Here is an 18,608-nt window from a genome sequence, read left to right as displayed (position 1 = left end):
GGCCGGGGCTTCCAGCCCCGTCGCCAAGTTTCATTCCATGGAGGGCGACGGGCCTGGAAGGCCCGGCCACAAACGGTCCCATCGCCCACGTTGCATCCCATGAAAAACACTCCCAAGACCTGGACCCTGGCGCTTGTCGCCCTTGTCGCCGGTTTCGCGCAGGCCGAGCACTACAAGGTCTTCATCCTCGGCGGGCAGTCGAACATGTATGGCGCGGACTCCAAACTGGAGGCCCTGCCCGAGGATCTGCAGCAGCGGCAGGAGGACGTGCTGCTCTACAGCGGATCCGAGTTCTCCAGGCTCAAGCCCGGGAGCGGGCGTGTGTTTGGTCCGGAGGTCACCTTCGGCCGCGCCATCGCGGATGCGCTTCCTCGCGAGAATTTCTACCTGATCAAGCACTCCGACGGGGGCACCAGCCTGTGGAACGAGTGGAATCTCGAGGATGGGAGGAGCTACACCCGGCTCAAGCACGTGGTGGAGATCGCCCTGGAAGCCCTCACCCGGTCCGGGCACAGCTACGAGATCGTCGGCATCCTCTGGACGCAGGGGGAACGCGACGCCTGGAACCTCCGGACCACGGCCCAGTACGAGGCCGATCTGCAAGCCCTGATCGCCGACATGCGCTCGCGCTGGGGTGAGGACCTGCCCTTCTTCTTCAGCCGTTTGTCGTTGCTGCAGACCGCCCGCCCGGTCGAGGCGGTCCGGACGGCGCAGGAATACGTCGCCGCCGCCGATCCGAAGGCCCATCTGATCGATACGGACGGGATGGAGATGCAGAAGGACAACCTCCACTTCACGGGCCAGGGATACATCGATCTGGGCCATGCCTATGCCCAGGCCTACCTCAACACGCTCGAAGGGGATCCACAATCGGCAGGCCCCACCGAGCTCTCAGGGACCGGCGACGAGACCTCCACCAAGGCGGGTGGAGTGATCGATGGCGAGGCGATCATCGTCAGCTCCTCCGATGGTTCCCTCAGCTTCTCCACCTTTGATCAGAAGGGCCACCCGGCATGGCATCCGAACCACACGGTCGATGGCTCGGGTTTGGAGAATGGCGAGCACGGGAGCGGGAAGAACGCGGGCTGGATGACCGAGAGGATCGATCCCTCGGACTCGTTCATCCAGTGGGACCTGGGTGCCAGCTACGAACTTGAGTCGATCCACGTCTGGAACCTGAAGGTCGATGACGACACCGACGCCGGCATTCGCACGGCGGACGTTTATGTTTCCAACGTCGCCTTTCCCGGGGATCCCGAGGGGGCGGAGGCCGCCAACTGGATCCGCCTCGGAGACGGTCCGGTGGAGTTTCCCCGGGCGCCTGCCACCGGCACGCCGAACACCGGCTTCGACCTGGCGACGGTCGCGGGGACCCCGCTGCCCGGCGAGGGCGTTCGCTACGTGCGCTTCGAGGTCAACCGCAATTGGAAGGGGGAAAGGCACCGGACCGGCCTCGCGGAGATCCGCTTCACCGCCGAGTCGAAAGCTGCCGGTCCGTCTCCCCGGTCGCCCAAGGCCGTGACCGAGAAGCCGGACTCCACCGCACCTCGGATCAAGTTCGTGAGCCCGCCGCGTGAGGCCACGGAGATCCGTCCGGGTCGCGACCTCATCCTGGTCTTCGATGAGCATGTCGTGTTCGGCAGTGGCAAGATCCACCTTCGCCGAAGCGACGGCACCCCGGTCCAGAGCTTCGATGTCGGATCGCCCGGCAGCGGCCTGGACTTGACCGAAGGCACGCTGACGATCGACCCGGCGGAGGATCTGGAGGAATCGACGACCTACTCCGTTGAAGTGGACGCCACCGCCATCGTCGATCTCGCCGGCAACCCGTTCGCGGGGTTCGGCGGCGATGAGGCATGGAGTTTCACCACCGTCGTGCCGGATCGAACCGCGCCGGTGATCGCCTCGCTGGTTCCGCCGCCGGGGACCGACGACTTCTTTCCCGCCGACAATCTCGTGATCACCTTCTCGGAGAACATCGGCTTCGGCAGCGGCGCGATTCACATCCGTCGCTCCGACGGCACCGTGGTCGAAAGCTTCGATGTCGACGACCCGCCGGACGGCCTGACCTACCTGGGCGACACGATCACGATCAACCCGGTGGCCGACCTGCCGCTTGGAACCGACCTCTACGTCGAGATCGAGGGCACCGCCATCAGGGACAATTCGGGCAACGCCTTTCTCGGGACCCGTGGAGCCGAAGCGTGGAGCTTCGCCACCCCGGCGACCGCAAAATACGCGACCATCACCTACGTCGACACCCAGTTCGACATCGAGTCCCCCGAGGACGATCCGGGCGTCGGCTGGCGCAATCCCTCGCCGCCAAAGCCGCTGGATGTCGACGGCGACCACATTCTGGGCACCGATGGCTGGCGGGTGGGCCAGGTGGGGAATGCGGTGTCGGATCCACCCTACGCCACCACCGCCCAGGTCGCTCCGAATGCCAATGCCCACGGACGCTGGGACGACCCGCTCGATCCTGCGGGCAAGGACACCACCCAGGGGGTCCTGCACGACGCCAAGGCGAATGCGGGAGAGACCAGCGCCCCCTTGGTGACCTTCGAGATCACGGAGGAGATCCCAGAGGGAGAAGTCCTGCGCGTGGGCGTCCTCTTCGACGTCATGGGCGGCCCCAACACCGCCACCTACACCCTCCGCCAGACTTTCGGTGGCACCGCCACGGCGACCACGCCGGTGCACGAATGGACCGGCAAGGGCCTCGACGTCGCGTTCTTCGACCTGACCGACCTGCGCCCGGGCTACACCTTCGAGGTGACCTGCACCACGATCTCGACGTCGAACCATCCCGGCCCCTTCGAACAGGTGGTCGGCATCACCTTCGATACGGGTGTTCCCCGGTCCGGCGGGCGCGAGTCGAAGTGAAGCCGCCAGGCGTCCTGGCAAGAGGAGGCGCGGTCCTCCTTTGCCAACGCATCCCGGCATCACGCCAGAGGCATCAGCGCGTAGCCGGTGCCGTAGGGCCGGTGGTAGTCGTAGAGCGGGTCGTCCCACCGCGAGCTGTCCATTTCCTGGCGGTGGAAATTCAACCGTGCGGGTTCCTGGCCGGGGCGAACCCCAATCGTAATAGATCTTGCAGAACGATCATAAGCGGGCTTTGATATGGAGGAGATGAGTGGAACGCCAAATCAGGTGCGTGAGTATCTGGCTGAGATCGGGCGAAAGGGCGGCGCGAAGAGCCGGCGTCGACTTAGTCCGGAGCAGGCGCGGGACATGGTCCGGGTGCGCGAGGCACGGCGGGCGTTTCGACGCTTTTACGGTCAGTGCTTCTGGCACCTGCGGGAGGATCTGGAGGTCGGTCTGGAAGACATTCCCGAGATCGTGCGGGGTCTGCGTCAGCACGGAGGGCGCGAGGGCTTCATCCTCGCGGCGAAGCTATGCCGATAAGCGAATTTCAAGCCGAGATCCTGCGGTGCATCGCGGCCAACCGCAGCCCCGAGAGCTTTCTGGCAGGGGCAACGGTTCTGCATCGGGACAAGAAGTCCCCGCGGTACTCCAAGGATCTGGACCTGTTTCATGACGTCGAGCAGAGCGTGGCGTCGAGTGCGGAGAAGGATGCGGAAACGCTCGTGGCCGCAGGCTATGAATTGGACTGGATGCTCCGGACGCCATCCTTCTTCCGGGCGGTGGTCCGGAAGGAAGACAAACGGTTGAGGATCGAATGGGCTCATGACAGCGCGTTTCGCTTCTTTCCCGTGGAGGAAGACGTTGATCTCGGGTTTCGACTTCATGCGGCGGATGCGGCAACCAACAAAGTCCTGGCCCTGGCGGGCCGCAGCGAGGTTCGGGATTTCGTCGATGTGCTCCACCTTCACGAGACCTATCTCTCGCTGGGGGCGCTCGCCTGGGCCGCCTGCGGAAAGGATGCCGGCTTCACGCCGGACTTCCTGCTTGAGCAAGTTGCCCGTCACTCGGCCTACACCCAGGCCGACCTGGATCGCTTGCAACTGCGTGAGCCGCTGGATATTCGGAGCCTGAAGAAGAAGTGGCTGGCCATGCTCGAAACCTCCCGTGAGCTGGTGCGAGCCCTGCCGGCGGAGGATATGGGATGTCTGTATCTTGCCGCAGGGCAGGCTCCGATCGATCCCGATCCGGACTCGGAGCGGTTCCGGGACCTTGTCCGTCACCGTGGGTCGGTTCGCGGCGCCTGGCCGGTGGTTTCGGAGACCCCAGCCAACTCGTGAGGGACCGCCGATCTCCGAATCGGCTCCTTACCTGCATGCCGATTCGGAGATCGGCGGTCCTACTCTGCCAGCGCATCCCGGCACCAGGCCAGGGCCATGAGCGAGTAGTCGGCGCCGTAGGGTTGGTGGTAGTCGTAGAGCGGGTCGTCCCACCAGGAGCCGTCCTTTTCCTGGCGGTGGAGGATCACCCGCGCGAGTTTCCCCGACCCAGGGACGAACGCACTGCTTGACGTATTAACGGCGCGCGTTATTATTCAGCCGTCTTCATGATCCGTTCCTTCGCTTGCAAGAAGACCGCCCTTTTCTTCGAGAAACGGAAAACGAGATTCCTCCCGCCGGACATCCAGCGAGTTGCCCTGCGGAAACTTGCACAACTTCATGCCGTTACCGAACTCAATCAACTGTCCGTGCCGCCGGGCAACCGTCTGGAAGCCCTCAAGGGCAATCGCAAAGGCACTTACTCCATTCGCATCAATGACCAATGGCGCGTCTGCTTCCGCTGGAAGTCGGACGGTCCGCACGAAGTCGAAGTGATCGATTACCACTGATCCGCTCCTGTGAAAACACATGCCCCAATCCATCCCGGCGAAGTCCTCCGCGAGGATTTTCTGATCCCTCTCGGCCTGTCCGAGTATCGAGTCGCTCAGGACATCGGCGTCCCACCGCGCCGCATCAACGAAATCGTGAAGGGCAAGCGGGCTCTCACCGTTGACACGGCCCTTCGTCTTGAACGCTATTTCGGTTGGCCTGCCGAAGTCTGGTTGAATCTCCAATCCCACCACGATCAGCTCGCCACCAGGGAGACCATGAAATCCACACTGGCCGGGATCCGACCGTGTCCGGCAATGTGAATAGGTCTTCGACGGGGGAGACTCTTCACTCGGGGTCGGAGGCGAGGCTGCTCTGGCACCATGCGAGCGCCATCAGCGCGTAGCCGGTGCCGTAGGGCTGGTGGTAGTCGTAGAGCGGGTAGTCCCACCACGAGCCGTCCTTTTCCTGGCGGTGAAGGATCACCCGCGCGAGTTCCCCGGCGTGGTGGGCGTGGCGGCCCTCCGGCAGCAGCTTGGCGGACTCGGTGAAGTAGAAGATGCCGTAGTAGTAGAAGTAACCGGAGATGGCGAAGTGGGTCTCGTGGGGTCGGGGCCGCTTGCGGCCGATGCTGAGGAAACCCTCGCGGTCGATGAAGCGCTTGAGCCAGGTTTCCAGGACCTCGTCGGTGATCGCCTCGTCACCGAGCACCCGCAGCGCGGCGTTGCAGACCTGGCTGCGGGCCAGCGATCCGGCGGGGCGGTTGATCGGGCGCCGCGGCGCCATGCGATGCGGAAAGGAGTAGGTGTAGGAGAAGTCCGGCGTGCGCTGCTTGACGATGCTCTCCATCGCCAGCCGGACCGTCTTCGGATCGAGCCCGACACCCATTTCCTCCTCCGCCTCGTGTGCCGCCAGAAGTACGGTGGCGGTCGTAAACGAGGTCGGCAGTCCGCTGGGCCGCTGGCTGGTGAAGCCGTCGAAGAGATCGAGGTAACCCCAGCCGCCGTTGACCTCGTGGTAGCGCTCGAGCAACTCCATCTGCTGCGCGGCGAGCTGCTTCCACTTGGAGCGCTCGGCCTCGTCCTCGGCCAGACGGTGCAGCCGGGTCAGTGCCTTGAGTCCGTAGGCGTGGCCCCAGACGTTGTAGGTGGTGGTCTGGTCGGCGCGGCGGAGCTTCGGCAGGTGTTCCTCCATCCAGGCGGCACCCTTCTCGATGGCGGCGAGGGTTTCGGGCCGGGTGTCGCCGCTGTCGATCAGCCCACTGAGCGCCAGCCCGGAGGCGCCGGCGCGGAAGGCGTGGTGCGCCCCGGGGACCGGCGCGTAGATGTTCAGGCCCTTGGTGCGCGTCGGTCCGCCCCACGAGCCGTTTGGATTCTGGTCGGCGACCAGGAATTCGACGCCCTTGCGCAGCGATGCGGCCACCGTTTCCGGGGTGACCTCGGCGACCGGTTTTTCCTGGGCCGCGGCGGGTGCCGCGAGCAGGCCGACGATGACCAGCGGGCGGATCATTCCGGGACGACGATCACCTGACCGGGTTCGAGGCCTTCCGTGATCACGACCTGCTTGCCGTCGGACGGCCCCCGTTTCACCGGGCGGTTCTGGGTCTTGCCGTCGGCGAGCTTCAGCTCCACCGCCCAGCCGCCTGCCGGGCGGGGGGTGAGGGCCTTCAGCGGCACGGTCAGGGCGTCCGGCCGGTGATGGGCAACGCGGATGCACTCGACCGTGGTGCCGACCTCCGACTTGAGTTCTTCCGGCCAATTGGCATCGAGGGTGACCGCGTGTTTTCCGTCGGGCCCCGGGACCTCGTCGATGGAGGAAAGGGAGGCGGTCGCCTCGCCGCCGCCCGGAATGTGGAGGGTGAGGGGTTCGACCGAGCGCAGGTCGCCGGCAATTCCGGCCTCCACTTTCGCGCTCAGGCGGGTCCTGGCATCGTTCGGGACCAGCGAGAGCAGTGGAGTTCTCAGCGGCACGCTGCCGCCGACCTTTAGGGTCTTGGCGAGGTCGCCGTAGTCCCAGCCGTCGCCGTCGAGCCCGCCGTGGAAGACGACGCCGTCGGCGGGGGCTTTCCATTCGAGCAGGGCTTCATCCTTTTGCAGCCGCTCGAGCTCCAATTTTTCGCGCGCCAGCCCGGCCTCGGCACCCTTCAGGGCGAGCGCGGCTTCTTCCAGGGCGCGGGGTTGATCCTTCTCGATCTTGCTGAAGGCGAGGGCGGCCTGGCTGGCGGCGCGCTGCAGGGCTTCGAGCTGGCGGGGCAGCTGGGTGCCGAGCGTCTGCTTGGCCGTGCGCTCGGCCTCGGTGAGGCTGAACTCCGCCATTTCGAGGGAGATCTGCTGACGCTTGAGGATGATCTCCTCGGTGTCCTCGGTGAGGTCGTCGGCCTCGTACATCTGCTTGAGCTGCTTGAGCTCCTCGGCGGCCGACTCGACGCGGAAGCGGGCCCCGACCAGCGATTGCTCGACCTCCGCCTCGGCGGCGGGGCGGCCGATCTCCCGGAAATACTTGAGGTCCTCGGCCGCGATCTCCATGGCGCGCCTGGCGGCTTCCAAAGCGATGGCCTGTTCCTCCTCGAGCTTCTTCAGGTCGAATTGCTGGCGGGCGACGGCGATTTCCTTCGCTTTCACCGCCCGCTGCAGGTCCTCGACACGGCGCTCGTGGGCCTCGGTCTCGAAAAGCACGATCCGCTCGCCCTTCTTCACGCCGGTTCCGTGATCGACCAGTGTTTCGACCACGAAGCTGCTCCAGGTCTCCGGCTCGAGCTCGAGCACCGGGGGGTCGATGGGGAGGACCGTGGCCTGGAAGCGGTGTTCGACCTGGAACGGCCGGGATTCCACGGTGAACTCGCCCGCGGACAGGGCGGGAGCGAGGAGGACGGGGATGAAAAATCGGGTGTTCATCGGGTGCTGGGGTGAATCAATCGGCCGGTCGACCCTTTCGCGCAAGCCAGAGGGGGTGGAGACGAGGTTTTTTCGCCTTCGGGGCGATGTCGATCTCGTGCCGGATGACCTCGAAGCCGACGCGGGCGAGGGTTTTCTCCAGCTTCGGGATCGGCTTGGCGGCGGCGATGGCCAGCAGGCCGCCGTCGCGCAATGAGTCGTAGGCGGCGGTGAGCCAGCGGTGGTCTTCGTGGAGCGCCCGCTTGCGATCGAGCAGTGGCGCGGTCTCGGCATGCACCAGCAGCAGGTGCCAGGGATCCGCGGCGGACTCCAGGCCCGCGGGTCCGACGTCGCGACCGAGGGTCACGCGCCGATCTTCGAGGGGATCGATCTCCAGATGTTCCGCCAGCCAGCCGGGCAGTTCGGGGCAGGGTTCGGCGACGTGGAAGTGGCCGCGCTTCTGCGGCAGGGCCTCGGCGATGGCGCGGACCGTCGTGCCGAGCCCGAGTCCGGCGATCCAAACCCGCGGCTGCCGCACCGGCCGGAAGGGCGAACTCGCCAGCCGTGCGAGGCCTTCCTCGCTGGCCCGGGTGGCCGGACCGGCGGTCTGGATGCCGTCGACCGTGAGGTAGGGGCGCGCGTCGTGCTCGTGGAGGACGAGCTCCGAGCCATCGGCTTGGATGGTTTGGGCGAGAATGACGCGGGGCTTCATGCTTTCTTGCGGTGCGCGCAGGATTTAGTAGAAAGGGGTCGACATGTCCAACGAACCTGAGAATCCAAAGCCGGAATCCGAAGATTCACCGCCTCCGGCTCCTGAACCGGCCCCTGCACCCGAGACGCCTCCGGCCGCCGAGACACCCCCGGCTCCCCAACCCGCCCCGGCTGGCGGTGGTGGTTCCGACAAGAAGGTCATCGCCGGCGTGCTGGGCATCCTGCTCGGCTGGATCGGCATCCACAAGTTCTACCTCGGCTACCAGAAGGAAGGAATCATCATGCTGGTGGTCGGCCTCGTCGGCTACTTCCTTTGCGCCATTCCGACGGCGATTGTCGGCGTCATCGGCCTGATCGAGGGCATCCTCTACCTGACCAAGTCCGACGACGAGTTCGAGAAGACCTACATCACCGGCCAGAAGCCGTGGTTCTGATCGACTGAAGCCTGTTTCCAAACAGAAAACCCCGGCCATCTGGCCGGGGTTTTCTGTTTGAGGTTCAATGGGGGTTGGCGGACCCCGGCGGGCGGAAGGCCCGGCCGGGACGGTCGGCTTACAGCGCGCCTTTCAGCGTCGAGGAGGCCTTGAAGCCCACGGACTTCGAGGCGGCGATCTGCATTGCTTCGCCGGTCTTCGGGTTGCGGCCCATGCGGGCGGCGCGGTTCTTCACGTCGAAGGTGCCGAATCCGATGATCTGCACCTTCTGGCCGGCCTTCAGGGCACCCGAAATGGAGTCAAGTACGGCGGACAGGGCGTCCTCGGCGGAACGCTTGGTGGCATCTTCTCCGAGGGCTTTCTGGACGGCTTCGACAAGTTCAGCTTTGTTCATGGCAGGAACCTTAATGCGTGCATCAAGCTTGTTTGACAAGCTAAAATAAACGCGCTGCACGCCTGATTTTTCCTTTACTGAAAGGCTTTCCGGGCGCTAAGGGGCTTTCCGGGGCCCGGTCAATTACTAGATCAATCGTACTTCACGACCTTCGATCCGCGACCATGACGACCCCGCATCCAGACGACCCGAAGGTGGCCCGCGCGGCGGCGGCGGTGCTGGCGGCGGCGGATTCGTTCGAGGGCGCGCCGGCGTCTCCGGAGGTCCTCGCGGCGGCCGGGGCGCGGGGTTATTTCACGCCGGGGGAGGACGAGCGCATCCGGGTCCGCTACCGGTCGTTCCTGGCCGGCCGGGCGGCCCTGCTGGAAGCCCTCGCGAGCATGGAGGAATCCTGTGGATCCAAGGAAAATCAATGGTTGGAGCGCCTCCCGTCCTTTGTCGTGGCGCTCGCGGCGGCCACCGTGCTGCTGCGCGGGGCGCGGGAAACCATCGAGACGGCCCTGACCTCCCGGCTGCTGCGCAAGAAGCTCGACGAGGCCGATCCGTGCCGGGGCATTCCGCGCAAGACCTTCACCCTCATCTACCGCGCCGCCACCCGCCCGCGGCGGCTGCTCCAGTTTCATGACGCGCTGGCCCTCTACCGGGCCCATCACGACGAGATCCACGCCGGCGCGGGCACCGGGCGTTACGGCGAGCTCGTCGACCGGCTCGACGGCTGGATTGCCGCCATTCCGCCCCTCAGCGGGTCGAAAATTTTTTCGGATCGGGTCCGGTATCGGTGGTTTTCCTTCCGCCGCCGTCATCATTCGGCCTGGAAAAGGGCGGTTTTCGGGGTTTTCGAGGACGCCGGCTGCCGCATCGCCGACCTTCGCCAGCCGGGTCATCGACCGGGTCCGAAAAAGGTCACCGCGGAACTGCGCGAGGCGGCCCTGAAGCTGGCGCGCCCGGGGGATGTCTTCATCACCCGCCACGACGACGCCCTCAGCAACCTCTTCCTGCCGGGATTCTGGCCTCACGCGGCCTTTCACGTCGGCAGCGAGGCCCAGCGCCGCGAGATGGGCATCGAGCTGCCCGCCGAGGCCGGCGACCCCGCATGCTTCCTCGAGGCGAAGAAGGATGGGGTGCGCTTCCGCCCGGCCGGCGAGACCCTGGCGGTCGACCGCTTCGTCATCCTGCGCCCGCCGCTGGAACCCGCCGCCATCGCCGGCGCCCTGGAGCGGGCCGCCCGCCACGCCGGCAAGCTCTACGACTTCGTCTTCGACTTCCGCAAGAGCGACCGGCTCGTCTGCACCGAGGTGGTCTATCGCGCCTACCACGGCGAGGGCGGGCTCGAGTTCCGGCTCATCGAATCCGGCGGCCGCCTGTGCCTGCCGGCCGAGGCGCTCATCGACCAGGCCCTGGAGCAGGGATTCCGCATCGTCGCGACGGCCAACCTGGGCGGTGGCGGGCTGCTCACCGGTGCCGCCGCCGAGACCGCCCTGCACGGCGCGCGCGCCGGCTTATGATGGCTTTCCTAATTGTTGGAAAATCAGTGCTTTGTCCCGCTTGTGAAATTTTTCACAAATCGCCCTTGCTCCTCTGCGAAGCGGTCTGATAAACGCCCCGCGCGCCGTACCTGAGCGCGGATGATTTTGCCATGTTTTCCCGTCGCCTGACCCTTTCCGTGCTGCTCGCATGGCTCTCCAGCCTTGCGCCGGCTTTGGCGGCGGGTGGTCACGCGCTGCCGCTCGACGCGCCCCGGCTGAGCGATTATCTGCCGATCAACAACTCGATGATCGCCGTCTGGATCGGGGTCGGGGTGATCGTGCTTTTCTGCCGCGCGGCAACCAAGCAGATGAAGCTCATTCCGAGCGGCCTCCAGAACGTCGCCGAGTGGTTGTTCGAGTCGCTCTACGGGTTCCTCGAGGGCCTGCTGGGTGCGCACCTCACCAAGCGCACCTTCTGGTTCCTCGGCTCGACCTTCTTTTTCATCATCACGGTCAACTACCTCGCCCTCATCCCGGGCGTCGGCACCGCCGGCTGGGAGATGCTGGACAAGGAGACCGGCGAGGTCATCGGCTTCACGCCGCTGCTGCGGGGGGGCAATGCGGACCTCAACATGACCGCCGCGATGGCCCTGACCTTCGCGCTGCTGTGGTTTTACTGGGCGATCAGCGAGAACGGTTTCAAGGGGTTCATGGCCCACATCTTCGCGCCGAAGGGCGACTTCGGCGGCATCATGCTGGTGCTGATGGTGCCGGTCTTCCTCTTCGTCGGCGTGCTCGAGGTGATCTCGATCCTGATCCGCCCGGTGGCGCTCAGCTTCCGTCTGTTCGGCAACATCTACGGCGGCGAGCAGACGCTTGAGAAGCTGATGCTTCTGATGCCGAACAAGTACCTGCATTTCCTGCCGGCCCTGCCCTTCTACTTCGTCGAGCTGCTCGTGGGCTTCGTCCAGGCCCTCGTCTTCACGCTGCTCTGCGCGATCTTCCTCAAGCTCATTTGCGACCACGGCGACGAGGAACATCATTGATCCAGATTTCGGCGGCGGGACCATGGCAAAGATCTGTGGGCGTCGCGGGAAAACACAACAACACCAACCAACAACGACCATGGAATTCACCAAAGCATTCGCCGTTGCCCTCGCCGCCATCGGTGCCGCCATCGGCATCGGTCTCCTCGGCTCCAAGGCTGCGGAAGCCACCGGGCGCAATCCCGGTGCCGCCACCCCGATCCTCGTGATCTCCATCATCCTGGCGGCCCTCATGGAAGGAATTTTCATCCTTTCGGCCTTCGCCGTCGGTTTCGACTGATCCGATTCGTTCCATCCCGTTCGCCGTCGTGGTGAGCGGGGTGGAACCCATTCCCTCTCCAAGCCCAGCCTTTCCGAACCATGATGACCCTTCTCGCAGCCGCCGCGTCCGGTGACGGCATCCTTGGACCCTTTGGCTTCAGCTGGCCCCTTTTCTTTGCCCAGGTCATCAACTTCATCCTGGTCATTCTGGTCCTCAAGAAGTTCGCCTTCGGGCCGATCCAGCAGATGCTCGAGCAGCGCCGCGCGCGCATCGTCGAGGGTGAGGAGAAGCTCAAGCGCATCGAGCAGCAGCTCGCCGATTCGGAGGAGCAGACCGCGGCGGCCATCGCCAAGGCCAACGACGAGGCCAAGCGCCTGATTGAGGAAGCCCGCGAGAGCGCCGCCTCGCTCTCCGAGGCGAAAGCGCAGGAGGCCATCGACCAGGCCCAGCAGATCCTCACCAAGGCCGAGGCCGCGGCCAGGGCCGAGCGCCAGCAGATCGCCGCCGAACTCAAGAAGGAGTTCGGCCACCTCGTCGCGGCGACCACCGCGCAGGTCACCGGCAAGGTCCTCAACGACGAGGACAAGGCCCGCATCAACCAGGAAGCGCTCGCCAAGGTCGAGAGCTGACCCGCCTCCTTTTCTCCGCACCCCGCCATGAAAATCTCCAAGGCCGCCAATTCCACCGCCCGACGCATCTTCCGGATGTGCCAGTCGGAGGGCCGGCTCGACGAGACCAAGCTCGGCCAGGCGGTGCGCCAGGTGGCCGCCTCCAAGCCGCGCGGCTACCGCGGCGTGCTCCACGCCCTCAAGCGCCTCGTGCGCCTCGAGCTTGCCCGCCGCCACGTGGTGGTGGAAAGCGCCGAGGTCCTCGACGAGGCCACCCGCCAGCGCGTGGCCACCGGCCTCGCCGCTCAGTACGGCGCCGATCTCACCTACGAATACAAGACCAATCCCGAGCTTCTCGGCGGACTCAAGGTCCGCGTGGGCAGCGACGTCTGGGACGGCACCGTGAAGGGCCGCCTCGACCGCCTCGCCGAGGCATTCTGAACGATCAACCGACAAACGACAACGGTCCCCATCCCATGAGCAGCATCCTCCAGGAAATCGAACAGGAGATCTCCAAGGTCACCACCTCGGTCGAAAAGACCAACGTCGGCACCGTCCGCGAGGTGGGTGACGGCGTCGCCAAGGTCGAAGGCCTCTCCGACGTCTCCCTCAACGAGATGATCTCCTTCCCCGGCGGTGTCACCGGCCTGGCCATGAACCTCGAGGAAAGCGAGGTCGGGGTCGTGCTCCTGGGCGACTACAACCACGTCACCGAAGGCGTCGAGTGCCAGGCGACCGGCAACCAGCTCTCCGTTCCCGTCGGCCGCAAGGTGCTCGGCCGCGTGGTCAACGCCATCGGCGAGCCGATCGACGGCAAGGGCGAGATCGAGGCGGCCGACCGGTATCCGATGGAGAAGATCGCCCCGGGCATCATCAAACGGAAGTCGGTTTCGGTCCCGGTGCAGACCGGCATCGCCGCGATCGACGCGATGATCCCGATCGGCCGCGGCCAGCGGGAGCTGATCATCGGCGACCGCTCGACGGGCAAGACGACCATCGCCGTCGACACCATCATTTCCCAGGCCAAGCAGAACAAGGCGGCCGAGCAGGGCAAGCTGCAGAACCACAAGCCGCTCTACTGCATCTATGTCGCCATCGGCCAGAAGCTCTCCAACGTGGCCCGCATCCAGAAGATCCTCGAGGACGAGGGGGCGATGGAATACACGACCATCGTTTCGGCGACCGCCTCCGATGCCGCCGCGATGCAGTACCTGGCGCCCTACGCCGGCTGCGCCATCGCCGAGTATCTCATGGACCAGGGCGAGGACTGCCTGATCGTCTTCGACGACCTTTCCAAGCATGCCGTCGCCTACCGCCAGGTGTCGCTGATCCTCAAGCGCCCGTCGGGTCGCGAGGCCTACCCGGGGGACGTCTTCTACCTCCACAGCCGCCTGCTCGAGCGTTCCGCGCGTCTCACCGAGGCCGCCGGCGGGGGTTCGCTCACCGCCCTTCCGATCATCGAAACCCAGGCCGGCGACGTGTCCGCCTACATTCCGACCAACGTGATCTCGATCACCGACGGCCAGATCTACCTCGAGACCGACCTGTTCTACCAGGGCATCCGCCCGGCGATCTCGGTCGGCCTTTCGGTCTCCCGGGTCGGTTCCGCCGCCCAGACCAAGACGATCAAGTCGGTCGCCGGCACGACCAAGCTCGACCTCGCCCAGTTCCGCGAGCTCCAGGCCTTCGCGCAGTTCGGCTCGGACCTCGATGCCGGGACCAAGAAGAAGCTCGAGCGCGGCCAGCGCATCGTCGAGCTCTTCAAGCAGAACCAGTACTCGCCGATCTCCATGGAGCTCGAGTCGATCTACCTCTTCGCGATGCAGAACGGCTACTTCGATGACGTCGAGGTCGATCGCGTGCAGGAATGCCAGGACGCGATGGGTGAGTTCTTCGAGACCCGCAAGACCGAACTCCTTGACAAGATCCGCAACGAGAAGCCCGACCTGAAGAAGAACACCGAGATGGTCGATGTCGTGAAGCAGGCCCTCGAGGACTTCAAGGGCAGCTGGAAGTAAACCCACTCCGCGCTCAACGCTCCAAGCTCCACGCTAAGCCATGGCCAACCTCCGCGACATCCGCCGACGCATCAAGTCGGTCAAGAACACCGCCCAGATCACCCGGGCGATGCAGCTTGTCGCGGCGGCCAAGATGAAGAAGGCGCAGGACCAGGCGCTCGCCGGCCGGGACTATGCCGAACTGCTCAACAAGGTCCTTTCCAACCTCGAGTCGAATTTCGAGGACGACGTCCATCCCCTGCTCCGGACCCGCGAGGGCGGCAAGGAGCTGATCCTCGTCATCTCCACAGACAAGGGCCTCTGCGGCGCGCTCAACACCAACCTCGGCCGCAAGATCCTCTCCGAGAAGCCCGAGGCCGACATCGTCACCGTCGGCCGCAAGCTGCGGGTGCAGCTGGGCAAGGCGAAGTACCACCTGGTGGCCGACCATGAGGTCAGGGATCCGGTTCCCTTCTCGCAGGCCCGCCCGATCGCCAAGCAGCTCACCAACCTCTTCCTCGAAGGCGAATACAGCCGCATCAGCATCGCCTTCACCCGCTTCATCAGCACCCTCACCCAGGAGCCGGTCATCGTGCCCCTGCTGCCGATCTCCCACGAATCGATCGGCAAGGTCAACGAGGTCGAGGGCGGCGACGACGAGATCGTCGAGGGCGCGGGTGCCGGTGCCGACTACCTCTTCGAGCCCAGCCCGATGGGCGTGCTCGACGCCCTGCTGCCGCTCTACATCAACTTCCAGGTCTACCAGATGCTGCTCGAGAGCCGCGCCTCCGAGCACTCCGCCCGGATGGTCGCGATGAAGGCCGCCACCGACAACGCCAACAAGTTCATCAAGGAGCTGACCCTCGAGTACAACAAGGTCCGCCAGGCCGCCATCACCTCCGAGCTCCTCGAAATCACCACCGCCATGAAGGCGATGGAGTAAGAGGTGCCGAGTGAGCAGTGATCCGTGATCAGTGCTCGAGCCCGACCGTTTTCAATTTTTCACCACGTCCGCTAAACCATCCACTGATCACTGATCACCGCTCACTGATCACTTCCACCATGTCCAACCAAGGAACCATCGTCCAGGTCATCGGCGCCGTCGTCGACGCCGACTTCTCGAAAGCCACCAAGCTTCCGGAGATCTACAACGCCCTCGAGGTCGAATACGAACTCAACGGGGAGCCCACGACCCTCGTGCTCGAGGTCCAGCAGCACCTCGGCGACGGCTGGGTGCGCGCGGTGTCGATGTCGACTTCCGATGGTCTCAAGCGTGGCATGGCCCTGACCGATACCGGCAAGGCGATCGCGGTGCCGGTGGGCGAGCAGGTGCTCGGCCGCATCTTCAACGTCACCGGCGACCTCGTCGACGAGAACGTGCCGCTGCCGGATCCCGACCATCGCTCGCCGATCCACCGCCCGGCTCCCTCGCTCACCGAGCAGTCGGCGGCCGCCGAGATCCTTCCCACGGGCATCAAGGTCATCGACCTCATCTGCCCGCTGCTCAAGGGCGGCAAGGGCGGCATGTTCGGCGGTGCGGGCGTCGGCAAGACGGTCGTCATCATGGAGCTCATCAACAACATCGCGAAGGCGCACGGCGGCTACTCCGTCTTCGCCGGCGTCGGTGAGCGGACCCGTGAGGGCAACGACCTCTACTGGGAGATGATCGAATCAGGCGTTATCGCCACCGAGAAGGACGAGAACGGCCATCCGAAGCTCGACGACCGCGGCAACCCGGTGCTCGCCCCAGGCTCGAAGGTGGCGCTCTGCTACGGCCAGATGAACGAGCCTCCGGGCGCCCGCCTGCGCGTCGCCCTTTCGGCCCTGACCATGGCCGAGCACTTCCGCGACGAGGCCGGCCAGGACGTGCTGCTGTTCGTCGACAACATCTTCCGTTTCTCCCAGGCCGGCTCGGAGGTGTCCGCGCTGCTCGGCCGGACGCCGTCGGCGGTGGGCTACCAGCCGACGCTTTCCGAGGAAATGGCCGCCCTGCAGGAGCGGATCACCTCGACCAACAAGGGATCGATCACCTCGCTGCAGGCCGTTTACGTCCCGGCGGACGACCTCACCGACCCCGCCCCGGCGAACACCTTCGCCCACCTCGACGCGACGGTGGTGCTGGAGCGTTCGCTCGCCGAGCAGGCGCTCTTCCCGGCGGTGGACCCGCTGGCCTCGACCTCCAAGGCGCTGGCCCCGGAAGTCGTCGGCGAGGAGCACTACCGCGTGGCCCGCGGCGTCCAGGAAACGCTCCAGCGCTACAAGGACCTCCAGGACATCATCGCCATCCTCGGCATGGACGAGCTTTCGGACGATGACAAGCTGAGCGTGTTCCGCGCCCGAAAGATCCAGCGTTTCCTGACCCAGCCCTTCCACGTCGCCGAGGTCTTCACCAACGTGCCCGGGGCACTGGTCTCGATGGAGGACACCGTCAAGGGCTTCGCCGAGATCCTCGACGGGAAGTGGGACGACGTCCCGGAAGGCAACTTCTACATGAAGGCCGGCATCGACACCGTCGAGCGGGAGTGATTCATTTCAGCGTTTCAGGATTCCAGCGTTTCAGCTCTTACCCATGTCCCTGCACCTCGAAATCGTCACCCCGGAGAGAACCGTGTTTTCCGGTCCGGTCGGCAATGTCTACATGCCGGGTTCGAACGGGGAGATGGGGGTGCTCGAGGGCCACGCCGCGCTGATCACGGCACTCGAGCCCGGCGAATTGCGCTACGAGCAGGGCGGGCAGATTCACACTCTCGCGGTCGGCAGCGGCTTCGCGGAGATCACCCAGCAGCGGGTCAACCTGCTTACCGACATGGCGCTCGGCGAGGACGAGATCGACGAGGCCCAGGCCGAGGAAGCGATGAAGCGCGCGCAGGAAAAGCTGGCCAAGATCAGCCACAGCGACGACGCGGAGGACCTGAGCCACCTCCGGGCCACCATCGCCAAGTCGATGGCGCAGCTGAATCTCAAGCGCCGCATGCACTGATGTCGGACCGCGAGCTTCGGCTCGCATCGACCACTCCCGGTGCGTTGACAGGAGGCGAGCTGAAGCTCGCGGTCCGTCGGAGGCCTCCGCTTGTCCGCCACCGATCCGTGGTGTATTTCATCCGCAGATGTCCGAGACGCTCCGCTACTGCCCCGACCTGTTGGCCTACCACCGCCGGCGCACCCGCGAGGTGATGGTCGGCCACGTGGGCTTCGGCGGCGACCACCCGATCCGGGTCCAGTCGATGATCACCGCCGACACGCGCGACACGCCGGCCTGCGTGAAGGAGATCCTCGAGTTGGCCGAGGCGGGCTGCGAGGTCGTGCGGGTCACGGCCCAGACCCGCAAGTATGCGGAGAACCTCGAGAACATCGCTCGCGAGGTCCGGGCCGCCGGCTGCGATGTGCCGCTGGTGGCGGACATCCATTTCAAGCCCGACGCCGCGATGGAGGCGGCCAAGTGGGTCGAGAAGATCCGCGTGAATCCCGGCAACTACGCCGACAAGAAGAAGTTCGAGATCCGCGAGTACAGCGACGCCCAGTACGAGGAGGAACTGGAGCGGATCCGCGGGCAGTTCGCGCCGCTGGTCGAGCGGTGCAAGGAGCTCGGCCGCGCCATGCGCATCGGCACCAACCACGGCTCGCTCTCCGACCGCATCATGAACCGCTACGGCGACACGCCGCTGGGCATGGTCGAGAGCGCGCTCGAGTTCGCCCGCATCGCCCGCGAGCTGGACTACCACAACTTCGTCTTCTCCATGAAGGCGTCGAACCCGAAGGTGATGATCGAGGCCTACCGCCTGCTCGTCGCCCGACTCGACGCCGAGGGCCCCGACTGGAACTACCCGATGCACGTCGGCGTGACCGAAGCCGGCGACGGTGAGGACGGCCGCATCAAGAGCGCGATCGGCATCGGTTCGCTGCTGGCCGACGGCATCGGCGACACGGTGCGGGTGAGCCTCACCGAGGATTCCGTCCATGAGATTCCCGTGGCGAGGGCGCTGGCCGCGCCGTTCCAGCCGGGTGCTTCTGCGAGTGGCTGCCCCGGCCCGGGGCAGGCCGTGGAGGCTGCGGCCCGCAGCCGGTCCTTGGAGAGGGATGGTGCCGC

Annotated in this window: 20 protein-coding genes and 1 pseudogene; 16 read left to right on the top strand and 5 right to left on the bottom strand. The window is 65.5% G+C overall.

The window, feature by feature from the left end; all coding sequences use genetic code 11:
- The first annotated feature begins 99 nt into the window (after positions 1–99).
- From ACG2LG_RS13240 to ACG2LG_RS13230, 3 genes are all read left to right on the top strand, one after another.
- The gene (locus tag ACG2LG_RS13240) at positions 100–2,883 is read left to right on the top strand and encodes a sialate O-acetylesterase (protein ID WP_396259706.1); all 2,784 of its coding nucleotides are present in this window, start codon (positions 100–102) and stop codon (positions 2,881–2,883) included.
- Positions 2,884–3,129: 246 nt separating this feature from the next.
- A complete protein-coding gene (locus tag ACG2LG_RS13235) occupies positions 3,130–3,405 on the top strand; it encodes a hypothetical protein (protein ID WP_396259705.1) in 276 nt (91 codons plus the stop codon).
- Complete coding sequence (locus ACG2LG_RS13230; RefSeq protein ID WP_396259703.1) at positions 3,396–4,202, top strand: nucleotidyl transferase AbiEii/AbiGii toxin family protein; 807 nt, start codon at positions 3,396–3,398, stop codon at positions 4,200–4,202. Before ACG2LG_RS13235 ends, ACG2LG_RS13230 begins: the two co-directional genes overlap by 10 nt.
- Before the next feature lie 59 nt (positions 4,203–4,261).
- Here the strand turns inward: ACG2LG_RS13230 and ACG2LG_RS13225 are convergent, their stop codons facing one another.
- Positions 4,262–4,390: a hypothetical protein gene (locus ACG2LG_RS13225; protein WP_396259701.1), complete on the bottom strand. Its 129-nt coding sequence runs from the start codon at positions 4,388–4,390 to the stop codon at positions 4,262–4,264.
- A gap of 78 nt (positions 4,391–4,468) precedes the next feature.
- Between ACG2LG_RS13225 and ACG2LG_RS13220 the strand changes: the two genes are divergently transcribed.
- Together ACG2LG_RS13220 and ACG2LG_RS13215 are read left to right on the top strand one after the other, a co-directional pair.
- A complete protein-coding gene (locus ACG2LG_RS13220; RefSeq protein ID WP_396259700.1) occupies positions 4,469–4,750 on the top strand; it encodes a type II toxin-antitoxin system RelE/ParE family toxin in 282 nt (93 codons plus the stop codon).
- A gap of 9 nt (positions 4,751–4,759) precedes the next feature.
- Complete coding sequence (locus ACG2LG_RS13215; protein ID WP_396259698.1) at positions 4,760–5,053, top strand: HigA family addiction module antitoxin; 294 nt, start codon at positions 4,760–4,762, stop codon at positions 5,051–5,053.
- A gap of 25 nt (positions 5,054–5,078) precedes the next feature.
- On the opposite strand, the gene ACG2LG_RS13210 is transcribed toward ACG2LG_RS13215, so the two are convergent.
- The 3 genes from ACG2LG_RS13210 to ACG2LG_RS13200 are packed head-to-tail and all read right to left on the bottom strand — an operon-like array spanning position 5,079 to position 8,315.
- Positions 5,079–6,239: a prenyltransferase/squalene oxidase repeat-containing protein gene (locus tag ACG2LG_RS13210; protein ID WP_396259697.1), complete on the bottom strand. Its 1,161-nt coding sequence runs from the start codon at positions 6,237–6,239 to the stop codon at positions 5,079–5,081.
- A complete protein-coding gene (locus ACG2LG_RS13205) occupies positions 6,236–7,624 on the bottom strand; it encodes a hypothetical protein (RefSeq protein WP_396259695.1) in 1,389 nt (462 codons plus the stop codon). Before ACG2LG_RS13205 ends, ACG2LG_RS13210 begins: the two co-directional genes overlap by 4 nt.
- Before the next feature lie 16 nt (positions 7,625–7,640).
- Positions 7,641–8,315, bottom strand: a complete 675-nt coding sequence (locus ACG2LG_RS13200) for a hypothetical protein (protein ID WP_396259694.1) — start codon at positions 8,313–8,315, stop codon at positions 7,641–7,643.
- A gap of 43 nt (positions 8,316–8,358) precedes the next feature.
- Between ACG2LG_RS13200 and ACG2LG_RS13195 the strand changes: the two genes are divergently transcribed.
- Entirely contained in the window at positions 8,359–8,748 is a 390-nt protein-coding gene (locus ACG2LG_RS13195; protein WP_396259692.1) for a TM2 domain-containing protein, read from the top strand.
- 118 nt (positions 8,749–8,866) lie between these two features.
- Here ACG2LG_RS13195 and ACG2LG_RS13190 read toward each other — a convergent pair whose 3' ends face one another.
- Positions 8,867–9,142 carry an HU family DNA-binding protein gene (locus tag ACG2LG_RS13190; RefSeq protein ID WP_396259691.1) on the bottom strand — a complete coding sequence of 92 codons (276 nt, stop codon included), beginning with the start codon at positions 9,140–9,142 and terminating at the stop codon, positions 8,867–8,869.
- A gap of 164 nt (positions 9,143–9,306) precedes the next feature.
- Here ACG2LG_RS13190 and ACG2LG_RS13185 point away from each other — a divergent pair, with 164 nt between their 5' ends.
- The 10 genes and pseudogenes from ACG2LG_RS13185 to ispG all read left to right on the top strand — a co-directional run.
- On the top strand, positions 9,307–10,647 hold the full coding sequence (locus ACG2LG_RS13185) for a YiiX/YebB-like N1pC/P60 family cysteine hydrolase (RefSeq protein WP_396259689.1): 1,341 nt from the start codon (positions 9,307–9,309) through the stop codon (positions 10,645–10,647).
- Positions 10,648–10,778: 131 nt separating this feature from the next.
- Positions 10,779–11,654 (top strand): F0F1 ATP synthase subunit A, encoded by an 876-nt coding sequence (locus ACG2LG_RS13180; protein WP_396259687.1) that lies wholly within the window; start codon positions 10,779–10,781, stop codon positions 11,652–11,654.
- 79 nt (positions 11,655–11,733) lie between these two features.
- Complete coding sequence (locus tag ACG2LG_RS13175; RefSeq protein ID WP_396259685.1) at positions 11,734–11,934, top strand: ATPase; 201 nt, start codon at positions 11,734–11,736, stop codon at positions 11,932–11,934.
- Between the two features lie 80 nt (positions 11,935–12,014).
- Complete coding sequence (locus ACG2LG_RS13170) at positions 12,015–12,545, top strand: ATP synthase F0 subunit B (RefSeq protein ID WP_396259683.1); 531 nt, start codon at positions 12,015–12,017, stop codon at positions 12,543–12,545.
- A 27-nt stretch (positions 12,546–12,572) separates the two neighbouring features.
- Positions 12,573–12,965: a FoF1 ATP synthase subunit delta gene (locus ACG2LG_RS13165; protein WP_396259681.1), complete on the top strand. Its 393-nt coding sequence runs from the start codon at positions 12,573–12,575 to the stop codon at positions 12,963–12,965.
- 35 nt (positions 12,966–13,000) lie between these two features.
- Positions 13,001–14,542 carry a F0F1 ATP synthase subunit alpha gene (atpA, locus tag ACG2LG_RS13160; protein ID WP_396259680.1) on the top strand — a complete coding sequence of 514 codons (1,542 nt, stop codon included), beginning with the start codon at positions 13,001–13,003 and terminating at the stop codon, positions 14,540–14,542.
- A 40-nt stretch (positions 14,543–14,582) separates the two neighbouring features.
- Positions 14,583–15,464: an ATP synthase F1 subunit gamma gene (gene atpG, locus ACG2LG_RS13155; RefSeq protein WP_396259678.1), complete on the top strand. Its 882-nt coding sequence runs from the start codon at positions 14,583–14,585 to the stop codon at positions 15,462–15,464.
- Positions 15,465–15,583: 119 nt separating this feature from the next.
- Positions 15,584–17,047: a F0F1 ATP synthase subunit beta gene (atpD, locus tag ACG2LG_RS13150; protein ID WP_396259676.1), complete on the top strand. Its 1,464-nt coding sequence runs from the start codon at positions 15,584–15,586 to the stop codon at positions 17,045–17,047.
- A 43-nt stretch (positions 17,048–17,090) separates the two neighbouring features.
- Complete coding sequence (atpC, locus tag ACG2LG_RS13145) at positions 17,091–17,501, top strand: ATP synthase F1 subunit epsilon (protein WP_396259674.1); 411 nt, start codon at positions 17,091–17,093, stop codon at positions 17,499–17,501.
- A gap of 127 nt (positions 17,502–17,628) precedes the next feature.
- Positions 17,629–18,522: pseudogene (gene ispG / locus ACG2LG_RS13140) on the top strand ((E)-4-hydroxy-3-methylbut-2-enyl-diphosphate synthase); the annotation flags it as partial.
- Positions 18,523–18,608 lie beyond the last annotated feature (86 nt).

Source organism: Haloferula sp. A504 (genome assembly GCF_044385805.1).
Lineage (GTDB): Bacteria > Verrucomicrobiota > Verrucomicrobiia > Verrucomicrobiales > Akkermansiaceae > Haloferula.
The sequence above is the reverse complement of the archived record's forward strand: the minus strand, read 5'-3'. Positions and strand labels throughout refer to the sequence as shown.